The sequence below is a fragment of the Bacillus sp. ChL18 genome (assembly GCF_026241425.1).
Lineage (GTDB): Bacteria > Bacillota > Bacilli > Bacillales > Bacillaceae > Bacillus > Bacillus velezensis.
Genome location: NZ_JAPHWE010000002.1, coordinates 243,926 through 264,365 on the forward strand (window position 1 = coordinate 243,926; position 20,440 = coordinate 264,365).

Genomic DNA, 20,440 nt, shown 5'->3' on the forward strand with positions numbered 1-20,440 from the left:
GGGCTCTGTGTTTTACGCGAATGAAAACAAATTATGAAGAAACGATGACTAAACGATTAAACTTTTTGGAAATGGATGATTGAGGAAGAAAAAACCGATATAATATGGTCAATTCATTCAATAGAGGAGGCTTTCTTCATGGCGATTTTAGTGACAGGCGGAGCGGGTTATATCGGAAGCCACACATGTGTCGAGCTGTTAAACGGCGGCTATGACATCGTGGTTCTGGATAATCTGTCAAATAGTTCACCGGAAGCATTGGAGCGTGTGAAAGATATTACCGGAAAAGGGCTTGTGTTTTATGAAGCGGATCTCCTTGACCGTGACGCCGTTCACCGGGTGTTTGCTGAAAATGAGATTGAAGCCGTCATTCATTTTGCGGGATTAAAAGCCGTCGGTGAGTCTGTGGCTGTTCCGCTCCGTTATTATCATAATAATCTGACGGGGACGTTTATTTTATGTGAAGCCATGCAGGCACACGGTGTGAAAAAGATCGTCTTCAGTTCTTCAGCGACGGTTTACGGCGTTCCGGAAACAACGCCGATCACTGAGGATTTTCCATTAAGCGCGACCAATCCTTACGGGCAGACAAAGCTGATGCTGGAACAGATTTTACGCGATCTGCATAAAGCGGACTCTGAATGGAGCATTGCGCTGCTCCGCTACTTTAATCCGTTCGGCGCGCACCCGAGCGGGCGGATCGGAGAAGACCCGAACGGCATTCCGAATAATTTAATGCCGTACGTCGCACAAGTCGCTGTCGGCAAGCTTGAGCAATTGCAGGTGTTCGGCAATGATTATCCGACAAAGGACGGCACCGGCGTGCGGGATTACATCCATGTCGTTGACCTTGCCGAGGGCCACGTCAGAGCGCTTGAGAAGGTGCTGAACACAACAGGCGCGGATGCCTATAATCTCGGCACGGGAAGAGGCTACAGCGTTCTTGAGATGGTCAAGACGTTTGAAAAAGTATCAGGAAAAGAAGTGCCGTACCGTTTTGCCGCCCGGCGCCCGGGAGACATCGCCGCATGCTTCGCAGACCCGGCAAAAGCGAAGGCTGAATTAGGATGGGAAGCAAAGCGCGGGCTTGAAGAAATGTGCGCCGACTCTTGGAAGTGGCAGTCCTCCAATGTGAACGGGTACCAAAAGGTGTAAAAAGAAAGAGACCTTCAAATGGTGAAGGTCTCTTTTATTACGGTCATTATTTAATTTTCACTTCAACATCGTTGCTGAACTTTAATTTCCAAGTGCCTTTAGAGTATGCGTTTTTATCAACTTCAAAAGCTTTTACGTCAGTAACTTTAATGTTCGGGTTCAAGTCACTTAAAATTTTACTGTTGTCTACTTTTGTTTCTGTTGCATAGCTTGAAGAAGCATCAATATCTGAATCATAGGATGTTCCTTTAGAATCTACTAATTTCGCTCTTGGAATGGAGAAAGAGCTTAACGGCTTGTTTGAAACATTTTTAACTGTGTATTGAACAGCTACGATAACGCCGCCGTCAGACGCTTTTTTCTCGACAAATTGAGAGCCTACTGAATCTCTTTTTTCCACTTTGGTAACAGTAACTTCAGTTTTCTCAGTCTTAACAGTGTCACCGATGTTATACAGTTTTTCCTTGGATTCCGCAGCTTTTGAAGACGCGGTTTTAGATGATGAAGATCCGCCTCCGCCGCCGAGGTTTACGAGAATGATAATAACCACTACTGCCAGAAGCAATGTGATAATTTTATGTCTCATAAAAAAGTTTCTCTGATCTTTACCGCAGTTTGGGCATTTTTTAACGCCTTTAGCGATTTCTTTGCCGCATGCCTTACAAGACACCAGGTTGCCTGCCATAATATTTCCTCCTATGTAAACTATTTCTTGAAAACTACATACTATAATGCCTGTAAAATAACCTATAGTCAATGATATTTTGAGAAAAAAAGTATTTTAATGATTTTTTAGTCATGTATTTTAAGGAGCTTTTTTAGTATCGGCAGATCGTTCGAATTTTTTATATGTTTAATGAAAAAAAGAGTGGTTGAACATGTTCGTGATTTCCCGTATAATCTTGAAAGATATACAAAAACTGAACATAAAAAACAGTGGTTTTCTAGGGTTCCGCAATGCTGAATTGGTCTGGACCGAGAGAAAACACACAGCAGGTTCCTGCTGTGACACGTTGGGATAAAAGCCCGGGAGTTTCTGCTCTTTTAATGAAGAGTGCTCTCCCGGGTTTTTTTGATTTTATATAAAGGGAGTGTCTGGGATGAAAAAGAGATTGCTGGATGTGCTGATGCTGATTATTGGGGCTTTTATCTTTGCTTTGGCCGTTAATTTATTCGCCATTCCGAATGATCTTGGAGAGGGCGGGGTAACGGGAATCACACTGATCTTGTACTATGTGTTTGAATGGTCGCCCGGGGTGACGAATATCATTTTGAACGGGATCTTATTGATTATCGGATATAAATTTTTAGACGGAAAAACAACGCTTTATACGATCATTACCGTTGTTGCCAACTCACTGTTTCTGCATCTGACGCATGATTGGCACTCGCCTTCACATGAACTCATTATTAATACTATTTTTGCGGGTGTGTTTGCCGGTGTCGGAATCGGGATCATTATTCGAGTCGGAGGCACGACTGCGGGTTCTGCCATTTTGGCGAGGATTGCGAACAAATATCTCGATTGGAATATCAGCTATGCGCTTTTGTTCTTTGATCTGATTGTCGTCTTCAGTTCTTATTTCATCATCGGTGCGGAAAAAATGATGTTTACCATTGTCATGCTGTACATCGGAACGAAGGTGATGGACTTTATCATTGAAGGCCTGAATACGAAAAAAGCGGTGACGATTATATCTGAGCATAAGCACGAAATCGCTGAACAGGTCAACACGCTTATGGACAGAGGGGTTACGCTGCTGTCGGGTAAAGGAAATTACACGGGGCAGTCGAAGGAAATTTTATATATCGTCATCCAGAAACAAGAGCTTTCCATGCTCAAAAAAATTATTAAAAGCTGTGATACAAAAGCGTTTGTCATTGTTCATGATGTGCGTGACGTCTTTGGTGAAGGCTTCGTCGATATCTCTAAATAAAAAAGGATCCCTCTGCCGGCGCGGAGGGTTTTTTCTTATGCCGGCAGAAGCGGTTATGATCCGTTTCCCGGGAAATAGCCTGAAAGCTGTTTCTTAAAACGAAGTGGATACAATCGGCCGGACGTTTTATACTGAAAATATGATAGAGCGATAGAGAGGAGCGCATATGAACCCGTTATTGGCAATTTACCCGAGGGCTGTGTTGTCTGATACGTGCTGTACGGCGGAGGATGTCTTTTGCTTTTATGATGAGAAAAGGCGGGTCTATGTCGCCATTCCGAAGGAGGATATCACCCCGAAGGAGAAACTGCTTCTGGAATCATTTTTGACGCCCGCTGAAGAAAAAGGCGACTTTTTTCCGGAGACGGCGGCAGCAAAGAGGTGGCGGCGTTTTCTGCTGGAAGAAGGTCCGGTGCCTGATGTCAAGGAGCCTCGTGTCCGTTTTATCCATTATGACTTATTGGGAGAACGGGACTGGGGGGCATTTACGGAAGCGCTGTGCCATTTCTGGCCGGTTTCATATACAGTTGTCCGGACGGGAAGGGATCAAGGCGTGATTGTGGAGGAAGAAAAGCTGGAAGCGCCAGATTCGGATGACATCGCATCTTTTGTGAAAATTCTCGAAGGCGATTTTTATTTCAGTGTCCGTTTTTTCATCGGAAGGTATTACGGCGCGGGAGAACGTCTGCGCCTTCATTATCGGAGAGAACAGCAATATTGTCAGATTGGCCGGCGTCATCTCCCGCAGCTGAGCACGCTGACCGCGGAAACGGTATTTCCGGCCATGCTCATGGAAGAAAGCAGAGAAAAGCTCTCAGCCTTGCTTCACGAAGAAGCGGCGCTGCTGTTTCAGAAAGAACCGGAGCTGAAGCATACGATTCAGACTTTTATTGAACATAACTCGAACATGTCGCTCACATCGAAAAGACTGCATTTGCACCGCAACAGTCTTCAATATCGGATTGATAAATTTGCGGAACGCTCAGGTATTGATATTAAGACATATCGGGGCGCCCTGCTGGCTTATTTCATTTGTCTGCAGTATGAAAAATCACATTAAATGGGAAATGTGCACGAAGGCAGCGGACTTTTTTTATGAACATTGCCTATATCCGCCGCCGCCTGACGCTGTTACAATCCTATTTAAGAAAGCGTTTACAAAAAAGGGGAGATGACATGGCGGAACTTCGGCTGGAGCATATTTATAAGTATTACGATCAAAAAGAAGCGGCTGTCGATGATTTTAACCTTCATATTAAAGATAAAGAGTTTATCGTGTTTGTCGGTCCGTCGGGTTGCGGCAAGTCGACAACTTTGCGGATGGTTGCCGGGCTGGAGGATATAACGAAGGGTGATTTCTATATCGGTGACACGAGAGTGAATGACATCGCTCCTAAAGACAGGGATATCGCCATGGTGTTTCAAAACTATGCGTTATATCCGCACATGACGGTCTATGATAATATCGCTTTCGGTCTGAAGCTGAGGAAGATGCCGAAACCTGAGATAAAAAAACGGGTCGAAGAAGCGGCGAAAATGCTGGGGCTCACAGAGTATCTGCACCGCAAACCGAAAGCGCTCTCCGGCGGGCAGCGGCAGCGGGTTGCATTAGGACGGGCGATTGTAAGGGATGCCAAAGTGTTCTTAATGGATGAGCCGCTGTCAAATCTGGACGCAAAGCTTCGGGTGCAGATGCGGGCAGAAATTATTAAGCTGCATCAAAGGCTGCAAACAACCACAATCTATGTGACGCACGACCAAACAGAAGCACTGACGATGGCGACACGCATCGTGGTCATGAAGGACGGAAAAATTCAGCAGATCGGCACCCCGAAAGACGTGTATGAACATCCGGAAAACGTATTTGTCGGCGGGTTCATCGGCTCCCCGGCGATGAACTTTTTCAAAGGAAAGCTGACGGACGGCGCCATTCACATCGGTTCAGCCGCTCTCAGCGTGCCGGAAGGGAAAATGAAAATGCTACGGGAAAAAGGGTATGCCGGCAAAGATGTTATCTTCGGCATCCGCCCGGAAGACATACATGACGAGCTGATTGTGGTAGAATCCTATAAGAATTCATCCATCACAGCTAAAATCAATGTCGCGGAATTGCTCGGGTCAGAAATTATGGTCTATTCCCGGATCGGGGATCAGGATTTTATCGCCCGGATTGACGCCCGCCATGACATTCGTGCCGGTGAGGAATTGACCGTCGCTTTCGACATGAATAAGGCTCACTTTTTTGACAGTGAAACAGAAATCAGAATCCGCTCATAACGCAAAGCCGGACAGCTGGATGTCCGGCTTTTTTGATGTAACAATTTATGACGCATAACCGATATAAAAAGTAAATAGAAGACAGAAAGCAGGAAAACGATGAAACGCATGATCATGTGCATGTGCCTTTTGGCTGCCGTGTTTACGCTTGCCGCCTGCTCGGGCCATGAGGCAAGCGCCGAACAAAGCATTCCGAAGGCAGAAGCGCACCACGATAAAAAATCTGTAAAGCGCCAAATCAAAAAAGAGCCGGATACGTCCGCCTGGGTTCAAACGAAAGGAACGGCAAGACTGCCGATTCTGATGTACCACAGCATTTCTGAGGGAAACAGTCTGCGTGTGCCGAAGGAAGAATTCCGGCAGCATATGAAGTGGCTTCATGATCACGGCTATTATACGATGACTCCTGAAGAGGCCTATCTGATGCTGACGGAGGATAAGGAGCCGCGTGAAAAATGTGTTCTGATCACATTTGATGACGGCTATACCGACAATGTGAAAGCGGCTTATCCCATTTTAAAGAAATACAAGATGAAAGCGACAATCTTTATGATCGGAAACTTTATCGGGCATAAGAATCATCTGACTGAGAAGCAGATGAAGGAGATGGCCGCCCACGGCATTTCCATCCAGAGCCATACGATGAACCATCTCGAATTGAACGGGCTCACACCGCAGCAGCAGCGACGTGAAATGAAGGACTCTAAGCGTTTATTTGATCAAATGTTCGGGCAGCGGACGTCTATGATCAGCTACCCTGTCGGACGATATAATAAGGAAACATTAAAAGCCGCCGCCGCGTCAGGCTACCGTATGGCGGTTACGACGGAGCCGGGAGCGGCGTCAAGAGATCAGGGGCTTTACGGGCTTCACCGCGTCCGTGTGTCGCCGGGCATGTCCGGCGCGGCATTCGGCTCTTATATTCAAAATGTGATGAAATAACAGAGCCTCCGCATATGCGGAGGCTTTTTTCAGTTTAATAGAATTGATGAAGCAGCAGAAGGGTGACACTCACGGTAATCGCTCCGCCGATTCTGGTCGACACTTGGGCGAACGGCATCAGCTCAAGCCGTTCAGCGGCGCTCAAGATCGCGACGTCGCCGGTGCCTCCCTGGCCGGAATGGCAGGCATTAATAATCGCCGTCTCAATCGGATACAGATTCATCCATTTTCCGGTCAGAAAACCGACGGCCATCATCGTGACGACGATTGATAAAATGGTAATGATGTTGCTGATCGTAAACGCCGCAATCAGCTTGTCCCACGGTGTCATTGAAACGCCGATCGCAAATAAGAGCGGATAGGTCACGGCTGTCGAGAAAAAGCGCGAGACGCCGAAGGCTCCGTTTTCAATCGAAGCCGGCGCCAGCCTGAACAGCTTAATGAGAACGGCAAGGACGAGCATCACGACAGGAGCCGGAAGCTGAAAGAAATCATGCGCCAGCATGCCGACCAAATAGAGGGAAACCGCTAAAATACCGCCCGAAGCGAAAAAGGACAAATCAAACGTTTTATCATTGGCCGGCTGTTCCAATGCGGGAGCGGAATGATCAGACTTATCAACCTTCCCGTTGCCCGTCCATTCCGGTTTGCGTTTCCCGATGACATTCAGCAAACCCGATAACATAATGGCGCACAGGCTGCCGAGCATGATGGACGGCAGCACAAGCGCAAAGGCGTCTCCCTGGGACATCGGCATAATATCGGAGTAGCCGATGGATAAAGGAATCGCGCCTTCACCGACACCCCCCGCCATAATCGGAACGACAATATAAAGCAGCGTGTGCTGAAAGCCGAGCCCGAGCAGCGTCCCGATGCATAAGCCGACGATGGCGGCCGCGATCGAGCCGGCGATCAGCGGAATAAAAATCTTGATGAAAGCTTTGACGAGCGTCTCTCTTTTCATCCCGAGAATACTGCCGACGACGATACCGGCAATAAATAGATAGAGAAAGTTGGAGCTTTCCGTGAATTTTGTTGTTGAAGTAATAATGTCTTTCGGAAGCAGGTGGTAGTAGACGACAGCGGATGGAATAAAGGTTGCGAGAATCGCAGGGCCGCCGATGGACCGCACGATCGGAATGGATTTTCCGATCTGGCCGAAGGTAAATCCGAAAAAACTCATGACGGCAATTGATGTCAGAATGTCGCTTTTTACATCACGGCTCATGACAAACACCGTAATAAGCAAGAAAAGCAGGATATAAATAGGAAGAGGAATAATGCCGATTCTTATATTCATTGCTCTGGCAAACCAGTTATCAGTCCGTTCCTGTTTTTGGATTGAATCCGTTTGCAATTTTGGTTGAAGTTCTCCCATGCTTGTTCCCCCAGTCGTTATGTAGTGAAAAAATATCCCCATTTAAAGTATACTAAAAAATTTAAATTGTTCATATATTATGAATTTACTAGAGGACATGCTTTCTTCACATTTTCTTTCTCAAAATGGCGATTTGGCGGGCTTTTTCACCGAGAAAAGCATTTTGTTCGCCACACGAATAAAAAAGAGGTACGATATCAAAGGGACAAATATCCTAGGTGCTGACATAAAATCTCTACAAATCCGACAATAATCGGTCACAATTTCAGCCTTATTTTAGGTATATTGATCTTTTTTTTTAGGCTGAATCGTTGTAAAGTAATGATATTGAATCATTTCTATGACAGCCGCTGTCCCCCAGGGTGTACAGGCTGATATTTCAATAGTTTTGACGAATTTGTGAAACATTGAGCAAATATATCATTTTTTGTGAAATACCGAGCAATGATTTCGCTATGTTTGTGAAATGTTGAGCAATTTACCAGATTGGAGGAAAAACATCATGAGTGAGTTGGTATTAGCCCGCATTCAATTTGCATCTACAACATTGTTTCACTTCTTGTTTGTGCCTTTGTCTATCGGGCTTGTGTTTATGGTTGCTTTGATGGAGACGCTTTATGTTGTCAAAAAACAAGAGACCTATCTCAAAATGGCTAAATTTTGGGGGCATCTCTTTTTAATTAACTTCGCTGTCGGCGTCGTCACAGGGATTCTTCAGGAATTCCAGTTCGGATTGAACTGGTCTGATTATTCCCGTTTTGTCGGAGACGTATTTGGAGCTCCGCTTGCGGTTGAAGCGCTTTTGGCGTTTTTTATGGAGTCTATTTTTATCGGATTATGGATTTTCGGCTGGGACCGTTTATCTAAAAAAGTGCATTTGCTTTGCATTTGGCTTGTGTCCTTCGGAACGATTATGTCATCTTTCTGGATTTTGACGGCAAACTCATTCATGCAGGAGCCGGTCGGCTTTGCGATTAAAAACGGCCGCGCGGAAATGAATGATTTCGGGGCGCTTTTGACAAACCCTCAGCTTTGGGTTGAATTCCCTCACGTCATTTTCGGAGCGCTTGCGACGGGTGCTTTCTTTATCGCCGGTGTCAGCGCATTTAAATTATTGAAGAAAAAAGAAGTGCCTTTCTTCCATAAATCTTTCAAGCTTTCGATGATTGTCGGTCTGATCGCCGGTATCGGCGTTGCGTTCAGCGGACATATGCAGGCTGAGCATTTAATGGAATCGCAGCCGATGAAAATGGCTGCCAGTGAAGCGCTTTGGGATGACAGCGGTGATCCTGCCGCGTGGACGGCTTTTGCAAATATTGATACGAATAAAGAAAAAAACACATCAGAAATTTCAATTCCTTACGCACTCAGCTACTTGGCTTACCAGAAGTTCAGCGGCAGTGTGAAAGGGATGAAAACACTTCAAAAAGAATACGAAAAAACGTACGGAAAAGGCGACTATATCCCGCCTGTTAAAACGACGTTCTGGAGTTTCCGCATTATGGCGGGAGCGGGCGCGCTTATGATTTTTGCCGCGATTGCCGGTTTTATTCTGAACCGCCGCAAAAAGCTTCATACGAGCAAGTGGTATTTACGGGGCATGATCGCACTGATCGCATTCCCATTCATTGCGAACTCTGCCGGTTGGATTATGACTGAAATCGGCCGCCAGCCGTGGACGGTCATGGGACAATTGACGACCGCACAATCCGTTTCTCCTAACGTAACGACGGGATCTCTGCTGTTTTCAATTATCAGCTTCGGCGTCATGTACTTGATTTTAGGCGCGCTGCTTGTTTTCCTATTCGTTCGTGAAATTAAAAAAGGTGCGGACCATGATGATCATAAGGATGTTCCTGTGTCAACGGATCCGTTCAGTCAGGAGGTCTACCATGGGGTCACTTCATGATCTTTGGTTTATACTCGTTTCAGTTTTGTTTGTCGGATTTTTCTTTTTAGAGGGTTTTGATTTCGGTGTCGGCATTTCGACCCGATTTCTTGGCCATAATGAATTAGAACGCAGAGTGCTGGTTAACACCATCGGCCCGTTCTGGGATGCGAATGAGGTGTGGCTTATCACAGGTACGGGAGCGATCTTCGCGGCATTCCCGAACTGGTATGCGACGATGCTGAGCGGATATTACATTCCGTTTATCATCATTCTTCTTGCCTTGATGGGGCGCGGCGTGGCATTTGAATTCCGCGGCCAAGTGAATAATCTGAAATGGGTCAAAACATGGGACTGGGTGATTTTCTTCGGCAGCCTTATCCCGCCATTTGTATTCGGACTTATTTTCACAAGCTTGTTCCGCGGTGTGCCGATTGACGGTCATATGAACATTCACGCAGGTTTTTCAGATATTGTGAATGTGTATTCCGTTCTTGGCGGAGCAGCCGTCACCCTTCTTTCATTCCTGCACGGTTTAATGTTTATCACCCTGCGCACGATCGGTGATTTACAAGAGCGTGCGAGAAAAATGGCAAAACGCGTAATCGGTGTTATCTTTCTTGTTGTACTTGCTTTCTTTGCGATGTCTGCATACGATACGGATATGTTTACACGCCGGGCAAATATCACGATTCCGGTATTCGTGCTGATTGTCATCTGCAACGTTCTTGCCGTTGTGTTCATGAGCAAGAAAAAAGACGGCTGGGCATTCGGTATGACCGGCGCGGGTCTTGCCTTGACAGTTGCGATGATTTTTATCTCTCTGTTTCCGCGCGTCATGGTCAGCTCGCTGACAAGCGCGTATGACTTAACAGTAGCTAACGCGTCTTCCGGTGATTATTCACTTAAGGTCATGACAATTGTCGCACTGACTCTGCTGCCGTTTGTCATCGGCAGTCAGATCTGGAGCTATTATGTCTTCCGGAAACGCGTCAGCCATAAGGAGCCTATGACTTATTAATGGGAAAAGACCTGTTTCTTTATAAAGGAATGAAGCGGATTCTTGCGATCATTACGGGATTAACGATTATACAAACGGCTGCCATCATCTTGCAGGCGGAATGGCTGAGCCAGGCGGTAACCGGATTATTTAACGGGAAGCGGATTGCTTCTCTTTATCCGGTTATCGGCTTTTTCCTGCTTGCGTTTTTGGTCCGGCATGCGGTGACAACGGCCCGGCAGAAAATCGTGTACCAATATGCCGCGCAAACCGGCGCAGACTTAAGAAAAAGATTTCTTGAGCAATTGTTCCGTCTCGGCCCCCGCTTTGCGAAAAAAGAGGGAACAGGCCGGATGGTGACGCTGGCGATGGAAGGCATCAGCCAGTTCCGCCGTTATTTAGAGCTGTTTCTGCCGAAAATGGTCAGCATGGCGATTGTGCCGGCGGCCGTTGTTATTTACGTGTTTTTTCAGGATAAAACATCGGCATTGATTCTGATTCTTGCGCTTCCGATTTTGATTGTATTTATGATTCTGCTCGGACTTGTCGCACAGAAAAAAGCCGATCGCCAATGGAAGTCTTATCAGACGCTTTCCAATCATTTCGTGGATTCGCTCCGCGGACTGGAGACATTGCGGTTTTTAGGATTAAGCAAATCACACAGTAAAAACATCTTTCATGTCAGTGAGAGATACCGCAAGGCGACGATGAGCACGCTCCGGGTCGCGTTTTTATCATCATTCGCCCTGGATTTCTTTACGATGCTGTCGGTGGCGACAGTGGCGGTGTTTCTCGGCTTGCGGCTGATAGACGGACAAATTCTGCTCGGGCCGGCATTGACCGCGCTGATTCTCGCGCCTGAATATTTTCTCCCGGTCCGCGAAGTGGGGAATGATTACCACGCGACGTTAAACGGGCAGGAGGCGGGGAAAACCATTCAAGCGATTTTGGCGCAGCCCGGTTTTAAAGAAGAAAAGCCGCTCGAACTTGATACGTGGACTGACGGGGATGAATTACAGCTTACGCGTTTGTCCGTCCGAGAATCGATGTCTGAATTTCATCTGTCCTTTAAAGGGAAGAAGAAAATCGGAATTATCGGGGAAAGCGGTGCGGGAAAATCGACACTCATTGATGTGCTGGGCGGCTTTTTAGAGCCTGCGTCCGGTGAGATCAAGGTAAACGGTGAATCCCGCTCGCATCTGCAGTCGGACGGCTGGCAGAAGCAGCTGCTTTATATTCCGCAGCACCCGTACATTTTTGATGACACGCTTTTGAATAATATCCGGTTTTATCATCCTGATGCTTCCCGTGAGGAAACGGCGCAGGCCGCTGCTTCGGCGGGTCTTTCCGAACTGATCCGTGATCTGCCCGGCGGTCTTGACGGCCGGATCGGCGAGGGCGGACGGATGCTCAGCGGAGGACAGGCTCAGCGTGTCGCGCTGGCCAGAGCCTTTTTAGGAAACCGGCCGATTCTCCTTTTGGATGAGCCGACCGCTCACCTTGATATTGAAACAGAATATGAAATAAAAGAAACGATGAAAGACCTGTTTGAAAACAAACTTGTCTTTCTGGCCACTCACCGTCTTCACTGGATGCTTGAGATGGACGAAATTATCGTGCTTGATGACGGCGCGGTGGCGGAAATCGGCACCCACGACGAATTGATGGAGAAACAAGGCGTATACGCCAAACTTGTAAAGGCGCAACTGGGGGAAAGAACATGAGAAAAGAAGAATGGATTCTGCCGTATATGAAGCAAAATGCCCGTTTGTTTGTTCTTGTGATTTTTTTAGGCGCGGTGACGATTTTTTCGGCGGCCTTTCTCATGTTCACTTCCGGTTTTTTGATCTCTAAGTCGGCGACCAGGCCTGAGAATATCCTGCTGGTGTACGTTCCGATTGTGGCCGTGCGCACCTTCGGGATTGCCCGTTCAGTTTCACGGTACGCCGAGCGTCTGACGGGGCACCATATCATTTTGAAAATCGTGTCCGACATGCGGGTGCGGCTTTACAATATGCTGGAGCCGGCCTCGCTCATGCTTTCATCCCGTTTTCGGACGGGCGACATGCTCGGCATTTTGGCTGAGGATATTGAGCATTTGCAGGATGCGTTTTTAAAAACGATTTTCCCGGCGGTTTCCGCTTTGCTGCTGTATGCGGCATCCGTTATCGGACTCGGCTTTTTTTCCTGGCCGTTTGCCGCTTTTGCGGCGATTTACCTGTTTATATTGGTTGTATTGTTTCCGGTTGTGTCGCTTCTTGTGACGAGAGCGAAAAACATGAGGCTGAAAAGCGGCCGGAATACGCTCTACAGCCGGCTGACAGATGCCGTGCTCGGCGTGAGCGACTGGATGTTCTCGGGACGCCAGGCGGCCTTTATTTCCTCATATGAAGAGAAAGAGAAGGCGTGGTTTGACCTTGAAAGCAAACGTCAGCGGTTTACGAGATGGCGTGATCTCGCCGCGCAATGTCTTGTCGGTGGCTTCATATTGATCATGCTGTTCTGGACGGCGGGTCAGTATGCGGACGGCAGCATCGCCAACACGATGATTGCGGCCTTTGTGCTTGTCGTATTTCCATTGACGGAGGCGTTTCTGCCCCTTTCGGATGCGCTGACGGAAGTGCCTTCTTATCAGGATTCCATCAAAAGAATGAGTAAGGCGGCTCCGGAGCTGCGAAGTCGTGAGGTGAAGCAGACAGATGAGAAACTGGATGTATCGGATGTGACACTTACATTTGATAACGTGACGTTTTCTTATGATCAGCACAGTCATGTGCTTGACCGTTTTTCCTTCACTCTCCGCCAAGGTGAAAAAATGGCGCTGCTCGGCAGGAGCGGCTCCGGTAAGTCGACCTCTCTCGCTTTAATTGAAGGCGCCTTAGTTCCCGATTCGGGCAAAGTGATGCTGAACGGGCTGGAAACTGCGGCCGTGCAGGAGCAGATTTCCTCAGCGGTGGCCGTTTTGAATCAGAAACCTCATCTCTTTAACACGAGCATTATGAACAATATCCGGCTCGGAAACGGCAAGGCGAGTGATGAAGATGTTAAGCGTGCGGCTCGGCAAGTGAAGCTGCATGATTATATTGAATCATTGCCTGACGGATATGAAACGTCTGTGCAGGAGACGGGGATTCGTTTCTCAGGCGGGGAACGGCAGCGGATCGCGCTTGCCCGTATTCTGCTCCAAGACACGCCGGTCATTATCCTTGATGAACCGACGGTCGGCCTTGATGCGGTCACTGAACGCGAATTGCTTGATACGATTTTTGATGTCTTTAAAGAGAAAACGATCCTCTGGATTACACACCATTTAGCGGGTGTGGAAACAGCTGATAAAATCGTCTTTTTAGAAAATGGAAAAGCAGAAATGGAAGGAACCCATCAAGAGCTGCTTGCAGAAAACGAACGGTACCGGAAGCTTTACCGTCTTGATGTTCCGATCAGAACATAAACAGCCGCAAACGAGCGGCTGTTTTTTTGTGCGGTTTAAAATCTCTTCTTGTTTGGAATATAAATAGGAGACAGAAGAGGAGGTACAGAGATGAATATAATGGATTGGACGGAACAGGATGTGAAAGATACGCTGCCGAAGCGGGAGGCAGACAGCCATAAGGGGACGTTCGGGACGGCGTTATTACTGGCCGGTAGCGAAGACATGCCGGGAGCCGCCCTTCTGGCCGGATTGGGCGCGATGAGGAGCGGTGTCGGCAAGCTCGTCATCGGTACATCGGCAGGCGTCATTCCGCTTATCGTCCCGGTGCTGCCGGAAGCGACGTACTGGCGTGACGGCTGGAAAAAAGCCGCGGCGGGCCAGCCCGGGGAAACCATCCGGGCCGCTGCCATCGGACCGGGCCTTCCCCAAACAGACGAAGTGCAGCAGGCGGCTGATCAGCTGCTTTCTGCCGATTATCCCGTCATACTGGACGCGGGCGCCATTACGAAAAGAACCTATCCAAAGAGGAAAGCCCCTGTGATCTTGACGCCTCATCCCGGCGAATTTTCCAGAATGACAGGCCTTCCGATTCAAGAGATTCAGCAGAACAGAGCGGGATATGCCGCGGAATGGGCGGAGCTGCTTCACGCCACGATTGTCTTGAAAGGAAACGAAACCATTATCGCTTTTCCCGACGGGGAATGCCGCAGAAATACAACCGGAAACGGCGCGCTTGCAAAAGGGGGGACCGGCGACACGCTGACGGGAATGATTCTCGGCATGCTGTGCTGTCATCAAGACCCGCAGCATGCCGTATTGAACGCCGTCCGACTTCACGGCGAATGTGCGGAATTATGGACGAAAGAGCGCTCCGCCCATACCTTATTGGCGCACGAACTTTCTGAACTGCTGCCGCGTGTATGGAAGGAATATGAATAAAGAAAAGGCGTCTTCATAGAGAAGGCGCCTCTTGTTGTTTTACCCTTGATTTCATCAGGACATAATACAGCAGCGACGGAACGGCCAGGCCGATGACCCAGGCAATGTCGCCTCCGCCGAATATTTCAGCGAGCGGCCCGATGTAAAAGGATGTATTGATGAACGGGATTTCTAATATAATCGACAAAACGAAGGCGGCCGCTGTAATCCAATTGACCCTGCCATATTGTCCGTTGACATCAAACATCGATTTGACGTGGTATTTTCCGCGTCGGATAAAATAGTAATCCACGAGGTTGATCGCCGTCCATGGAATTAAGAAATAACTGATGAAAAAGATGAAATTTAAAAACAGTTCCATGAAATTGCTTTGGCCCAAGAGACTTAATACAGTACCCGCTGCCGTCACACAAAGGATCATTACCACTCTCGTTTTCGGCGTCACCTTCAGTTTTAAAAACGGCTCCAAAGTAGTCGTCGTTGACATAAAGGCTCCGTATAAATTAAAGACGTTGATCGCCATTTGTCCGAACAGGACAATGATCAGCATAATGAAGGAAAACGGACCGAACAATCGGACAATCTCATTTCCCGCATTAGCGGTAAATTCCGGGAGCGCCGTCGTCAAAATGGCGCCGAGAAGCATCATCCAGATGGAACTGACTGACGTACCTGCGTAGCTGTACCAAAAGGTATGCGATGCCGGTGTTTTGACCGGCAGATAACGGGAATAATCTGCGACATATGGCGCATATGCCAGCTGCCATGTGGCCACCGCGCTGACCGCCACTAGAAAAACAGGCAGATCTAATGAGCCGGGCACCCAGCTTCCTGAAGGAATCGGCAGTTGAAAAATAAGAATCGTTGCAGCAAAAAAAACGGCAAAGGAGGTCCAAGAGAGGATTTTCTGCATTTTGTGAATCAGATCATGACCGTAGATCGTGAGTAAAAAACAGATGGCGCTTAAGCCGATAATACACCATGAAGCCGGAATCGGTACAAAGCTGCTCAATGTACCGGCTGCGAGAATCGTACTGCTCGCAAAGAAGCCCAGGTAGATAAACATGACCAAAAAGAGGGGCAGAATCGCTCCGATCACGCCGAATTGCGCGCGGCTTTGAATCATTTGCGGAATTCCGAGCTGAGGTCCTTGTGCGGAATGAGACGCCATAAAGATTGCGCCGATAAAGGTCCCGATAATAATGGCGGCGATACTCCAAAAGAGATCGAGTCCCATTGTAACGGGCAGTGTGCCTGTGACTAACGTCGTAATATGCATATTAGCCCCGAACCAGACGGGGAATAAATCTTTAGCCTTTCCGTGTCTTTCGTCATGCGGAATATGTTCAATCGTTCGCCTTTCTACTTTCAATAGATAATCTCCTCCGTATGTTCTTCTTTAACATAAAAACATAGCTTAACAGATTGACCTGCCGTTTACAAATTCCAGCATGCAGGAAAAACATTGTAAAGCCTCGCTGACAGCCGTTCAAAAGTTTTTTTGAAAAACGGTACAAACACTGCCGCCAAAACGATTTGCCAGGGTTTAAAAGGCATGGATATGCTTACGGACTAATATGTATTAAGGAGAAATGTGTCAATCTTTTGACGAATGGAGCCATTATTCGTTAAGCTGAAAGAATAGTTTACTTTGTGTAAATTTCATTAATGAAAAGGGGATTGATGATATGTGTACAAGTCTTACATTGAAAACGGCAGACGGTAATCACCTATTGGCGCGAACGATGGATTTTGCATTTCAGCTCGGTACGGACGTCGTGCTTTACCCTCGTCAGTACAGCTGGAAAAGCGAAGCTGACGGCAGGATGCATAAGACGAAATACGCATTTATCGGCATGGGGAGAAATCTCGGCAATGTTCTGTTTGCCGATGGCGTAAATGAAAAAGGGCTGTCGTGTGCGACGCTGTATTTTCCGGGCTTTGCGGGATACGAGAAAGCGGAACGGGAGGGCACCTGTCACATCGCTCCTCATGAGTTTGTCACCTGGGCCTTATCAAACTGTGAATCTCTTGATGACATAAAGGAAAAGCTCTCAATGCTGACGATTGTAGAGAAGAAGTTAATGTTATTGGATACGGTGCTGCCTCTTCATTGGATTTTATCAGACCGCACGGGCGGCTGCATTGTCATCGAGCCGACACCGGAGGGAATGAAAGTATATGACAACCAACCCGGAGTGATGACCAACAGTCCGGAATTTCCTTGGCATGTGACCAATCTGCGCCATTATATCGGAATCAGGCCGCAGCAGTCAGAAAGCAAAACATTGGGCGGAATGACATTAACCGCTTTCGGCCAAGGATCTGGAACGATCGGGCTTCCCGGTGATTACACGCCGCCATCCCGATTCATCAGAGCCGCTTATCTGAAAGAGCATTTAGAGCCTGCCGCTCATGAAACGGATGGCGTTACGGCCGCTTTTCACGTGCTGTCCAATGTGAATATTCCAAAAGGCGCGGTGATCACAGAGGAGAATGAAATTGATTATACGCAGTATACGTCGGTCATGTGCTGTGACACCGGGAACTACTACTTTCATCTGTACGACAACCGGCAGATTCACAAAGTAAGTTTACTCCATGAAGATGTTGACCGTCCGGAGCCGAAAGTATTTGCGGCCGCGGCGGAGCAGAATATACAGGAGCTGAATTAGCTCAAAAAAAACAGGACGCGATTGTCCTGTTTTTTTATTTAATACGGATCAGACGGATGGCTTTCCTGTTCAGCCTGTTTTGCGGCTTGGGCCGTATCTGTAGTGCCGATCGGTCCGCCGCTGTTGCTTTCGGAGGCTTTTTTCAGCCCTTCCGCAACACGTTTTCCGTAGTCCGGATCTGCTTTTGTGAAATTCTCAATCATTTGATCCTGAATGTCTTTCCGGCAGGAAGAAAGCGTATTGACCAGGTTTGTGATCAATTCGTTCCGTTCAAATTCCGAAAATCTGCGGTACGTTTCACCGGCTTGGCCGAAATGATTCGACCGGTCGATCGCTTCCCGCTTCACATCGCCTTCGACATGAGGTGTATGGTCTTTCCCATCCTGCTTTGCTTCGTTGAGTCCTCCCATAATGGACGGCTCATAGTTGACGTGCGGGTTTTGTCCTTCTGCCCGATCGACCCGATACTGCATTTGCCCGCCTTCCTGGTTGGTGGCGACATGCTTTTTCGGCGAGTTGATCGGAAGCTGCAGGTAATTTGCGCCGACCCGGTACCGCTGGGTATCTGAATAGGCGAATGTCCGCCCCTGAAGTAATTTGTCATCTGAAAAATCAAGGCCGTCCACAAGCACGCCCGTTCCGAATGAGGCCTGTTCCACCTCGGCATGGTAGTTTTCCGGGTTTTTGTTCAGAACCAATTTACCGATCGGTTTCCAAGGGAAATCGTCTTTATACCACAGCTTGGTCGGATCAAGCGGATCAAAATCCAGCTCGGGGTGTTCGTCATCAGTCATGATTTGCGCATACACTTCCCATTCAGGGTAATCGCCTTTTTCAATCGCTTCATACAAATCCTGTGTCGCATGGTTAAAGTTTTTCCCCTGAATCTCTTCCGCTTCCTTCTGTGTCAGGTTGCGGATGCCCTGTTTCGGTTCAAAGTGATATTTGACGAGCACGGCTTTACCTTCTTCATTGACCCATTTGTAGGCATGGACGCCTGAGCCCTGCATCTGCCGGTAGTTGGCCGGGATGCCCCACGGCGAAAACAAGAAAGTGATCATATGAGTCGCTTCAGGTGATTGGGAAATGAAGTCGAAAATACGCTCGCCGTCCTGAATGTTCGTAACGGGATCAGGCTGAAATGCGTGCACAAGATCCGGGAACTTCAGCGGATCACGGATAAAAAAGATTTTCAGGTTGTTGCCGACCAGATCCCAGTTGCCGTCTTCGGTATAAAGCTTAACGGCAAAACCCCGGGGATCACGCAATGTTTCCGGGGAATGCTTTCCGTGGTTGACGGTAGAAAACCGCACAAACGCCGGAGTTTTCGTTCCTTTCTTTTGAAACACTTTCGCTCTTGTGTATGTAGAAATCTCCTCGTCTCCAAAACTTCCGTACGCCTCAAAGTATCCGTGTGCTCCGGCGCCGCGCGCGTGAACGACGCGCTCGGGAATCCGTTCGCGGTCAAAGTGGCTGATTTTCTCCAAAAAATCATAATTCTCCAATGTCGTCGGTCCTCTATTGCCGACTGTCCTGACATTCTGGTTGTCAGTGACCGGATGGCCCTGCCGGTTTGTCAGCGTGTCTTCTGACTCGCCTTTACCGGTCGTCTTACTGGAAAGCGTTTCTTCGCTGTTTTTGTTATTTTCCATTGTTGAACCCTCCTTTTTGAACGGTAACAATATGCCCAGCAGAGCCGTTTCTTAAAACCGATTTTCAAAAGAAACAGTTATTCCGCGATCGGCGTCAAGGACCCGCCGTTCCATATTTCGCCCTTGTTCAGCGTCCAGCTGTTTTGATAAAGGCTTTGCGCGCCTTGATTGGCCGCCGGACTTAATTGTTCATCCCATGTCAAAAAGTACGTTGTCTCGGGATACTTTTGCCTGATCGCATTGATAAAAGCAGCATAATCAAAGCTTCCGATATTGCCGGACGGACCGGTTTCGGCAAAGGCAAACGGTTTTTTCAGAGACAGCATTTCATCATAGCCTGATATCGCATACGGATCAGTGAAGTAAGCGTCCAGACCGGTAATATCCACATAAGATGAGCCTGGGTAGAAGTCTGTTTTAAAGTCTCTGTTGGCATCCGGCGAATACACCCACAAAAGGTTATCCAATCCTCTTGTCTCTGTCATATAACGGTATATCTTCTTGTAAAGCTCTTTGTACAGCGAGATTCTTTCCGTGTCTTTTTGGTTGTAGCCTGTCAGCCCCCACCAGAACCACTCGCCGTTCATTTCATGCAGCGGTCTGAACAGAACGGTGATGCCTTGATTTTTCAGCTGAGTAAGGCCGTCGGCGATTTTGCTGAGCAGCGCCTCAAGGCGTTTTCCTTCAACAGTTGAAGGGTCCAGGATGTTTTTGTACTGGCTGTTTGAGATGGCCGTTTTATAGTTTCCGGATGGAAAAGCCGGATTTGCGAGATGCAGGCTGACCTGAGGGAGGCCGCCGCTTTTCCAGTATGAGATTAAGCTGCTGTTGCAGCTGTAATCGATAGAATCGGTGATATCCGCTGTTTCAAGCCATCCTCTCCCATAGTCACAGCCGTAGATGGCGGGAGACTGTCCCGTCACGTTTTTCAAGCGGTTTTCCTCTGTCATTGAAAAAGTGACATCGCTGTACCCGCCGAACGCCCCGGACATGACCCTGTTTTCTGAACGGTTGGGCAGGTGCGCCAGCCAGTTCATGATATCTTTTGTCGTCTGCTGGGCATTTGGGTTGACGGGATAAACGGTTTGAGCCGATATCGGACTGGCGGCTCCTAAGAGTAATAAAACGATAGACAGGCAGACAGCTAACTTTTTGAGCATAAAA

General features: G+C 47.9%; 16 protein-coding genes and 1 riboswitch. Of the genes, 11 read left to right on the plus strand and 5 right to left on the minus strand.

The genetic code is table 11. The annotated features are described in order from the left end of the window. Window positions 1-138 precede the first annotated feature (138 nt). Window positions 139-1,155, plus strand: a complete 1,017-nt coding sequence (gene galE / locus OQ477_RS12195; protein WP_265972631.1) for a UDP-glucose 4-epimerase GalE — start codon at window positions 139-141, stop codon at window positions 1,153-1,155. Window positions 1,156-1,201: 46 nt separating this feature from the next. Here the strand turns inward: galE and OQ477_RS12200 are convergent, their stop codons facing one another. After that, the gene (locus tag OQ477_RS12200) at window positions 1,202-1,741 is read right to left on the minus strand and encodes a DUF4352 domain-containing protein (protein ID WP_265973219.1); all 540 of its coding nucleotides are present in this window, start codon (window positions 1,739-1,741) and stop codon (window positions 1,202-1,204) included. A gap of 347 nt (window positions 1,742-2,088) precedes the next feature. Further along, a riboswitch (guanidine-I (ykkC/yxkD leader) is annotated at window positions 2,089-2,190 on the plus strand. 65 nt (window positions 2,191-2,255) lie between these two features. On the opposite strand from OQ477_RS12200, the gene OQ477_RS12205 reads away from it, so the two are divergent. The 4 genes from OQ477_RS12205 (at window position 2,256) to OQ477_RS12220 (ending at window position 6,311) form a co-directional block, all read left to right on the plus strand. After that, window positions 2,256-3,092: a YitT family protein gene (locus tag OQ477_RS12205; protein ID WP_003150818.1), complete on the plus strand. Its 837-nt coding sequence runs from the start codon at window positions 2,256-2,258 to the stop codon at window positions 3,090-3,092. 166 nt (window positions 3,093-3,258) lie between these two features. Then, window positions 3,259-4,152 carry a PucR family transcriptional regulator gene (locus OQ477_RS12210; protein ID WP_265972632.1) on the plus strand — a complete coding sequence of 298 codons (894 nt, stop codon included), beginning with the start codon at window positions 3,259-3,261 and terminating at the stop codon, window positions 4,150-4,152. Window positions 4,153-4,268: 116 nt separating this feature from the next. Further along, on the plus strand, window positions 4,269-5,369 hold the full coding sequence (locus tag OQ477_RS12215) for an ABC transporter ATP-binding protein (RefSeq protein WP_038460365.1): 1,101 nt from the start codon (window positions 4,269-4,271) through the stop codon (window positions 5,367-5,369). Window positions 5,370-5,468: 99 nt separating this feature from the next. Next, window positions 5,469-6,311, plus strand: coding sequence for a polysaccharide deacetylase family protein (locus OQ477_RS12220; protein ID WP_007407765.1), 843 nt, complete (start codon window positions 5,469-5,471; stop codon window positions 6,309-6,311). A gap of 34 nt (window positions 6,312-6,345) precedes the next feature. Here the strand turns inward: OQ477_RS12220 and OQ477_RS12225 are convergent, their stop codons facing one another. Further along, a complete protein-coding gene (locus OQ477_RS12225; protein WP_265972633.1) occupies window positions 6,346-7,689 on the minus strand; it encodes a 2-hydroxycarboxylate transporter family protein in 1,344 nt (447 codons plus the stop codon). A 502-nt stretch (window positions 7,690-8,191) separates the two neighbouring features. Between OQ477_RS12225 and OQ477_RS12230 the strand changes: the two genes are divergently transcribed. The 5 genes from OQ477_RS12230 to OQ477_RS12250 all read left to right on the plus strand — a co-directional run bounded on the left by OQ477_RS12230 (window position 8,192) and on the right by OQ477_RS12250 (window position 14,949). After that, a complete protein-coding gene (locus tag OQ477_RS12230) occupies window positions 8,192-9,598 on the plus strand; it encodes a cytochrome ubiquinol oxidase subunit I (protein ID WP_007614697.1) in 1,407 nt (468 codons plus the stop codon). After that, window positions 9,582-10,598 (plus strand): cytochrome d ubiquinol oxidase subunit II, encoded by a 1,017-nt coding sequence (gene cydB / locus OQ477_RS12235; RefSeq protein ID WP_007614694.1) that lies wholly within the window; start codon window positions 9,582-9,584, stop codon window positions 10,596-10,598. Before OQ477_RS12230 ends, cydB begins: the two co-directional genes overlap by 17 nt. Next, on the plus strand, window positions 10,598-12,301 hold the full coding sequence (gene cydD, locus OQ477_RS12240; RefSeq protein WP_265972635.1) for a thiol reductant ABC exporter subunit CydD: 1,704 nt from the start codon (window positions 10,598-10,600) through the stop codon (window positions 12,299-12,301). Before cydB ends, cydD begins: the two co-directional genes overlap by 1 nt. Then, complete coding sequence (cydC, locus tag OQ477_RS12245) at window positions 12,298-14,028, plus strand: thiol reductant ABC exporter subunit CydC (RefSeq protein WP_039253327.1); 1,731 nt, start codon at window positions 12,298-12,300, stop codon at window positions 14,026-14,028. Before cydD ends, cydC begins: the two co-directional genes overlap by 4 nt. 90 nt (window positions 14,029-14,118) lie before the next feature. Next, window positions 14,119-14,949: an NAD(P)H-hydrate dehydratase gene (locus tag OQ477_RS12250; protein ID WP_265972638.1), complete on the plus strand. Its 831-nt coding sequence runs from the start codon at window positions 14,119-14,121 to the stop codon at window positions 14,947-14,949. Window positions 14,950-14,962: 13 nt separating this feature from the next. On the opposite strand, the gene OQ477_RS12255 is transcribed toward OQ477_RS12250, so the two are convergent. After that, entirely contained in the window at window positions 14,963-16,321 is a 1,359-nt protein-coding gene (locus OQ477_RS12255; RefSeq protein WP_015240847.1) for a purine-cytosine permease family protein, read from the minus strand. Window positions 16,322-16,637: 316 nt separating this feature from the next. Here OQ477_RS12255 and OQ477_RS12260 point away from each other — a divergent pair, with 316 nt between their 5' ends. Beyond that, window positions 16,638-17,624, plus strand: a complete 987-nt coding sequence (locus OQ477_RS12260; RefSeq protein ID WP_265972639.1) for a choloylglycine hydrolase family protein — start codon at window positions 16,638-16,640, stop codon at window positions 17,622-17,624. A 38-nt stretch (window positions 17,625-17,662) separates the two neighbouring features. Here the strand turns inward: OQ477_RS12260 and katX are convergent, their stop codons facing one another. Then, window positions 17,663-19,276 (minus strand): catalase KatX, encoded by a 1,614-nt coding sequence (katX, locus tag OQ477_RS12265; RefSeq protein WP_265972640.1) that lies wholly within the window; start codon window positions 19,274-19,276, stop codon window positions 17,663-17,665. Between the two features lie 77 nt (window positions 19,277-19,353). After that, a complete protein-coding gene (locus OQ477_RS12270; protein WP_265972641.1) occupies window positions 19,354-20,436 on the minus strand; it encodes a glycosyl hydrolase in 1,083 nt (360 codons plus the stop codon). Window positions 20,437-20,440 lie beyond the last annotated feature (4 nt).

Bases quoted from the DNA above. Each gene is read 5' to 3' on its own strand.
- cydB (WP_007614694.1), top strand. From the start codon at position 9,582: ATGGGGTCACTTCATGATCTTTGGTTTATACTCGTTTCAGTTTTGTTT.
- OQ477_RS12250 (WP_265972638.1), top strand. From the start codon at position 14,119: ATGAATATAATGGATTGGACGGAACAGGATGTGAAAGATACGCTGCCG.
- OQ477_RS12220 (WP_007407765.1), top strand. From the start codon at position 5,469: ATGAAACGCATGATCATGTGCATGTGCCTTTTGGCTGCCGTGTTTACG.
- cydD (WP_265972635.1), top strand. From the start codon at position 10,598: ATGGGAAAAGACCTGTTTCTTTATAAAGGAATGAAGCGGATTCTTGCG.
- OQ477_RS12260 (WP_265972639.1), top strand. From the start codon at position 16,638: ATGTGTACAAGTCTTACATTGAAAACGGCAGACGGTAATCACCTATTG.
- galE (WP_265972631.1), top strand. From the start codon at position 139: ATGGCGATTTTAGTGACAGGCGGAGCGGGTTATATCGGAAGCCACACA.
- OQ477_RS12210 (WP_265972632.1), top strand. From the start codon at position 3,259: ATGAACCCGTTATTGGCAATTTACCCGAGGGCTGTGTTGTCTGATACG.
- OQ477_RS12200 (WP_265973219.1), bottom strand. From the start codon at position 1,741: ATGAGACATAAAATTATCACATTGCTTCTGGCAGTAGTGGTTATTATC.
- OQ477_RS12215 (WP_038460365.1), top strand. From the start codon at position 4,269: ATGGCGGAACTTCGGCTGGAGCATATTTATAAGTATTACGATCAAAAA.
- OQ477_RS12225 (WP_265972633.1), bottom strand. From the start codon at position 7,689: ATGGGAGAACTTCAACCAAAATTGCAAACGGATTCAATCCAAAAACAG.
- OQ477_RS12205 (WP_003150818.1), top strand. From the start codon at position 2,256: ATGAAAAAGAGATTGCTGGATGTGCTGATGCTGATTATTGGGGCTTTT.
- OQ477_RS12270 (WP_265972641.1), bottom strand. From the start codon at position 20,436: ATGCTCAAAAAGTTAGCTGTCTGCCTGTCTATCGTTTTATTACTCTTA.
- cydC (WP_039253327.1), top strand. From the start codon at position 12,298: ATGAGAAAAGAAGAATGGATTCTGCCGTATATGAAGCAAAATGCCCGT.
- katX (WP_265972640.1), bottom strand. From the start codon at position 19,276: ATGGAAAATAACAAAAACAGCGAAGAAACGCTTTCCAGTAAGACGACC.
- OQ477_RS12230 (WP_007614697.1), top strand. From the start codon at position 8,192: ATGAGTGAGTTGGTATTAGCCCGCATTCAATTTGCATCTACAACATTG.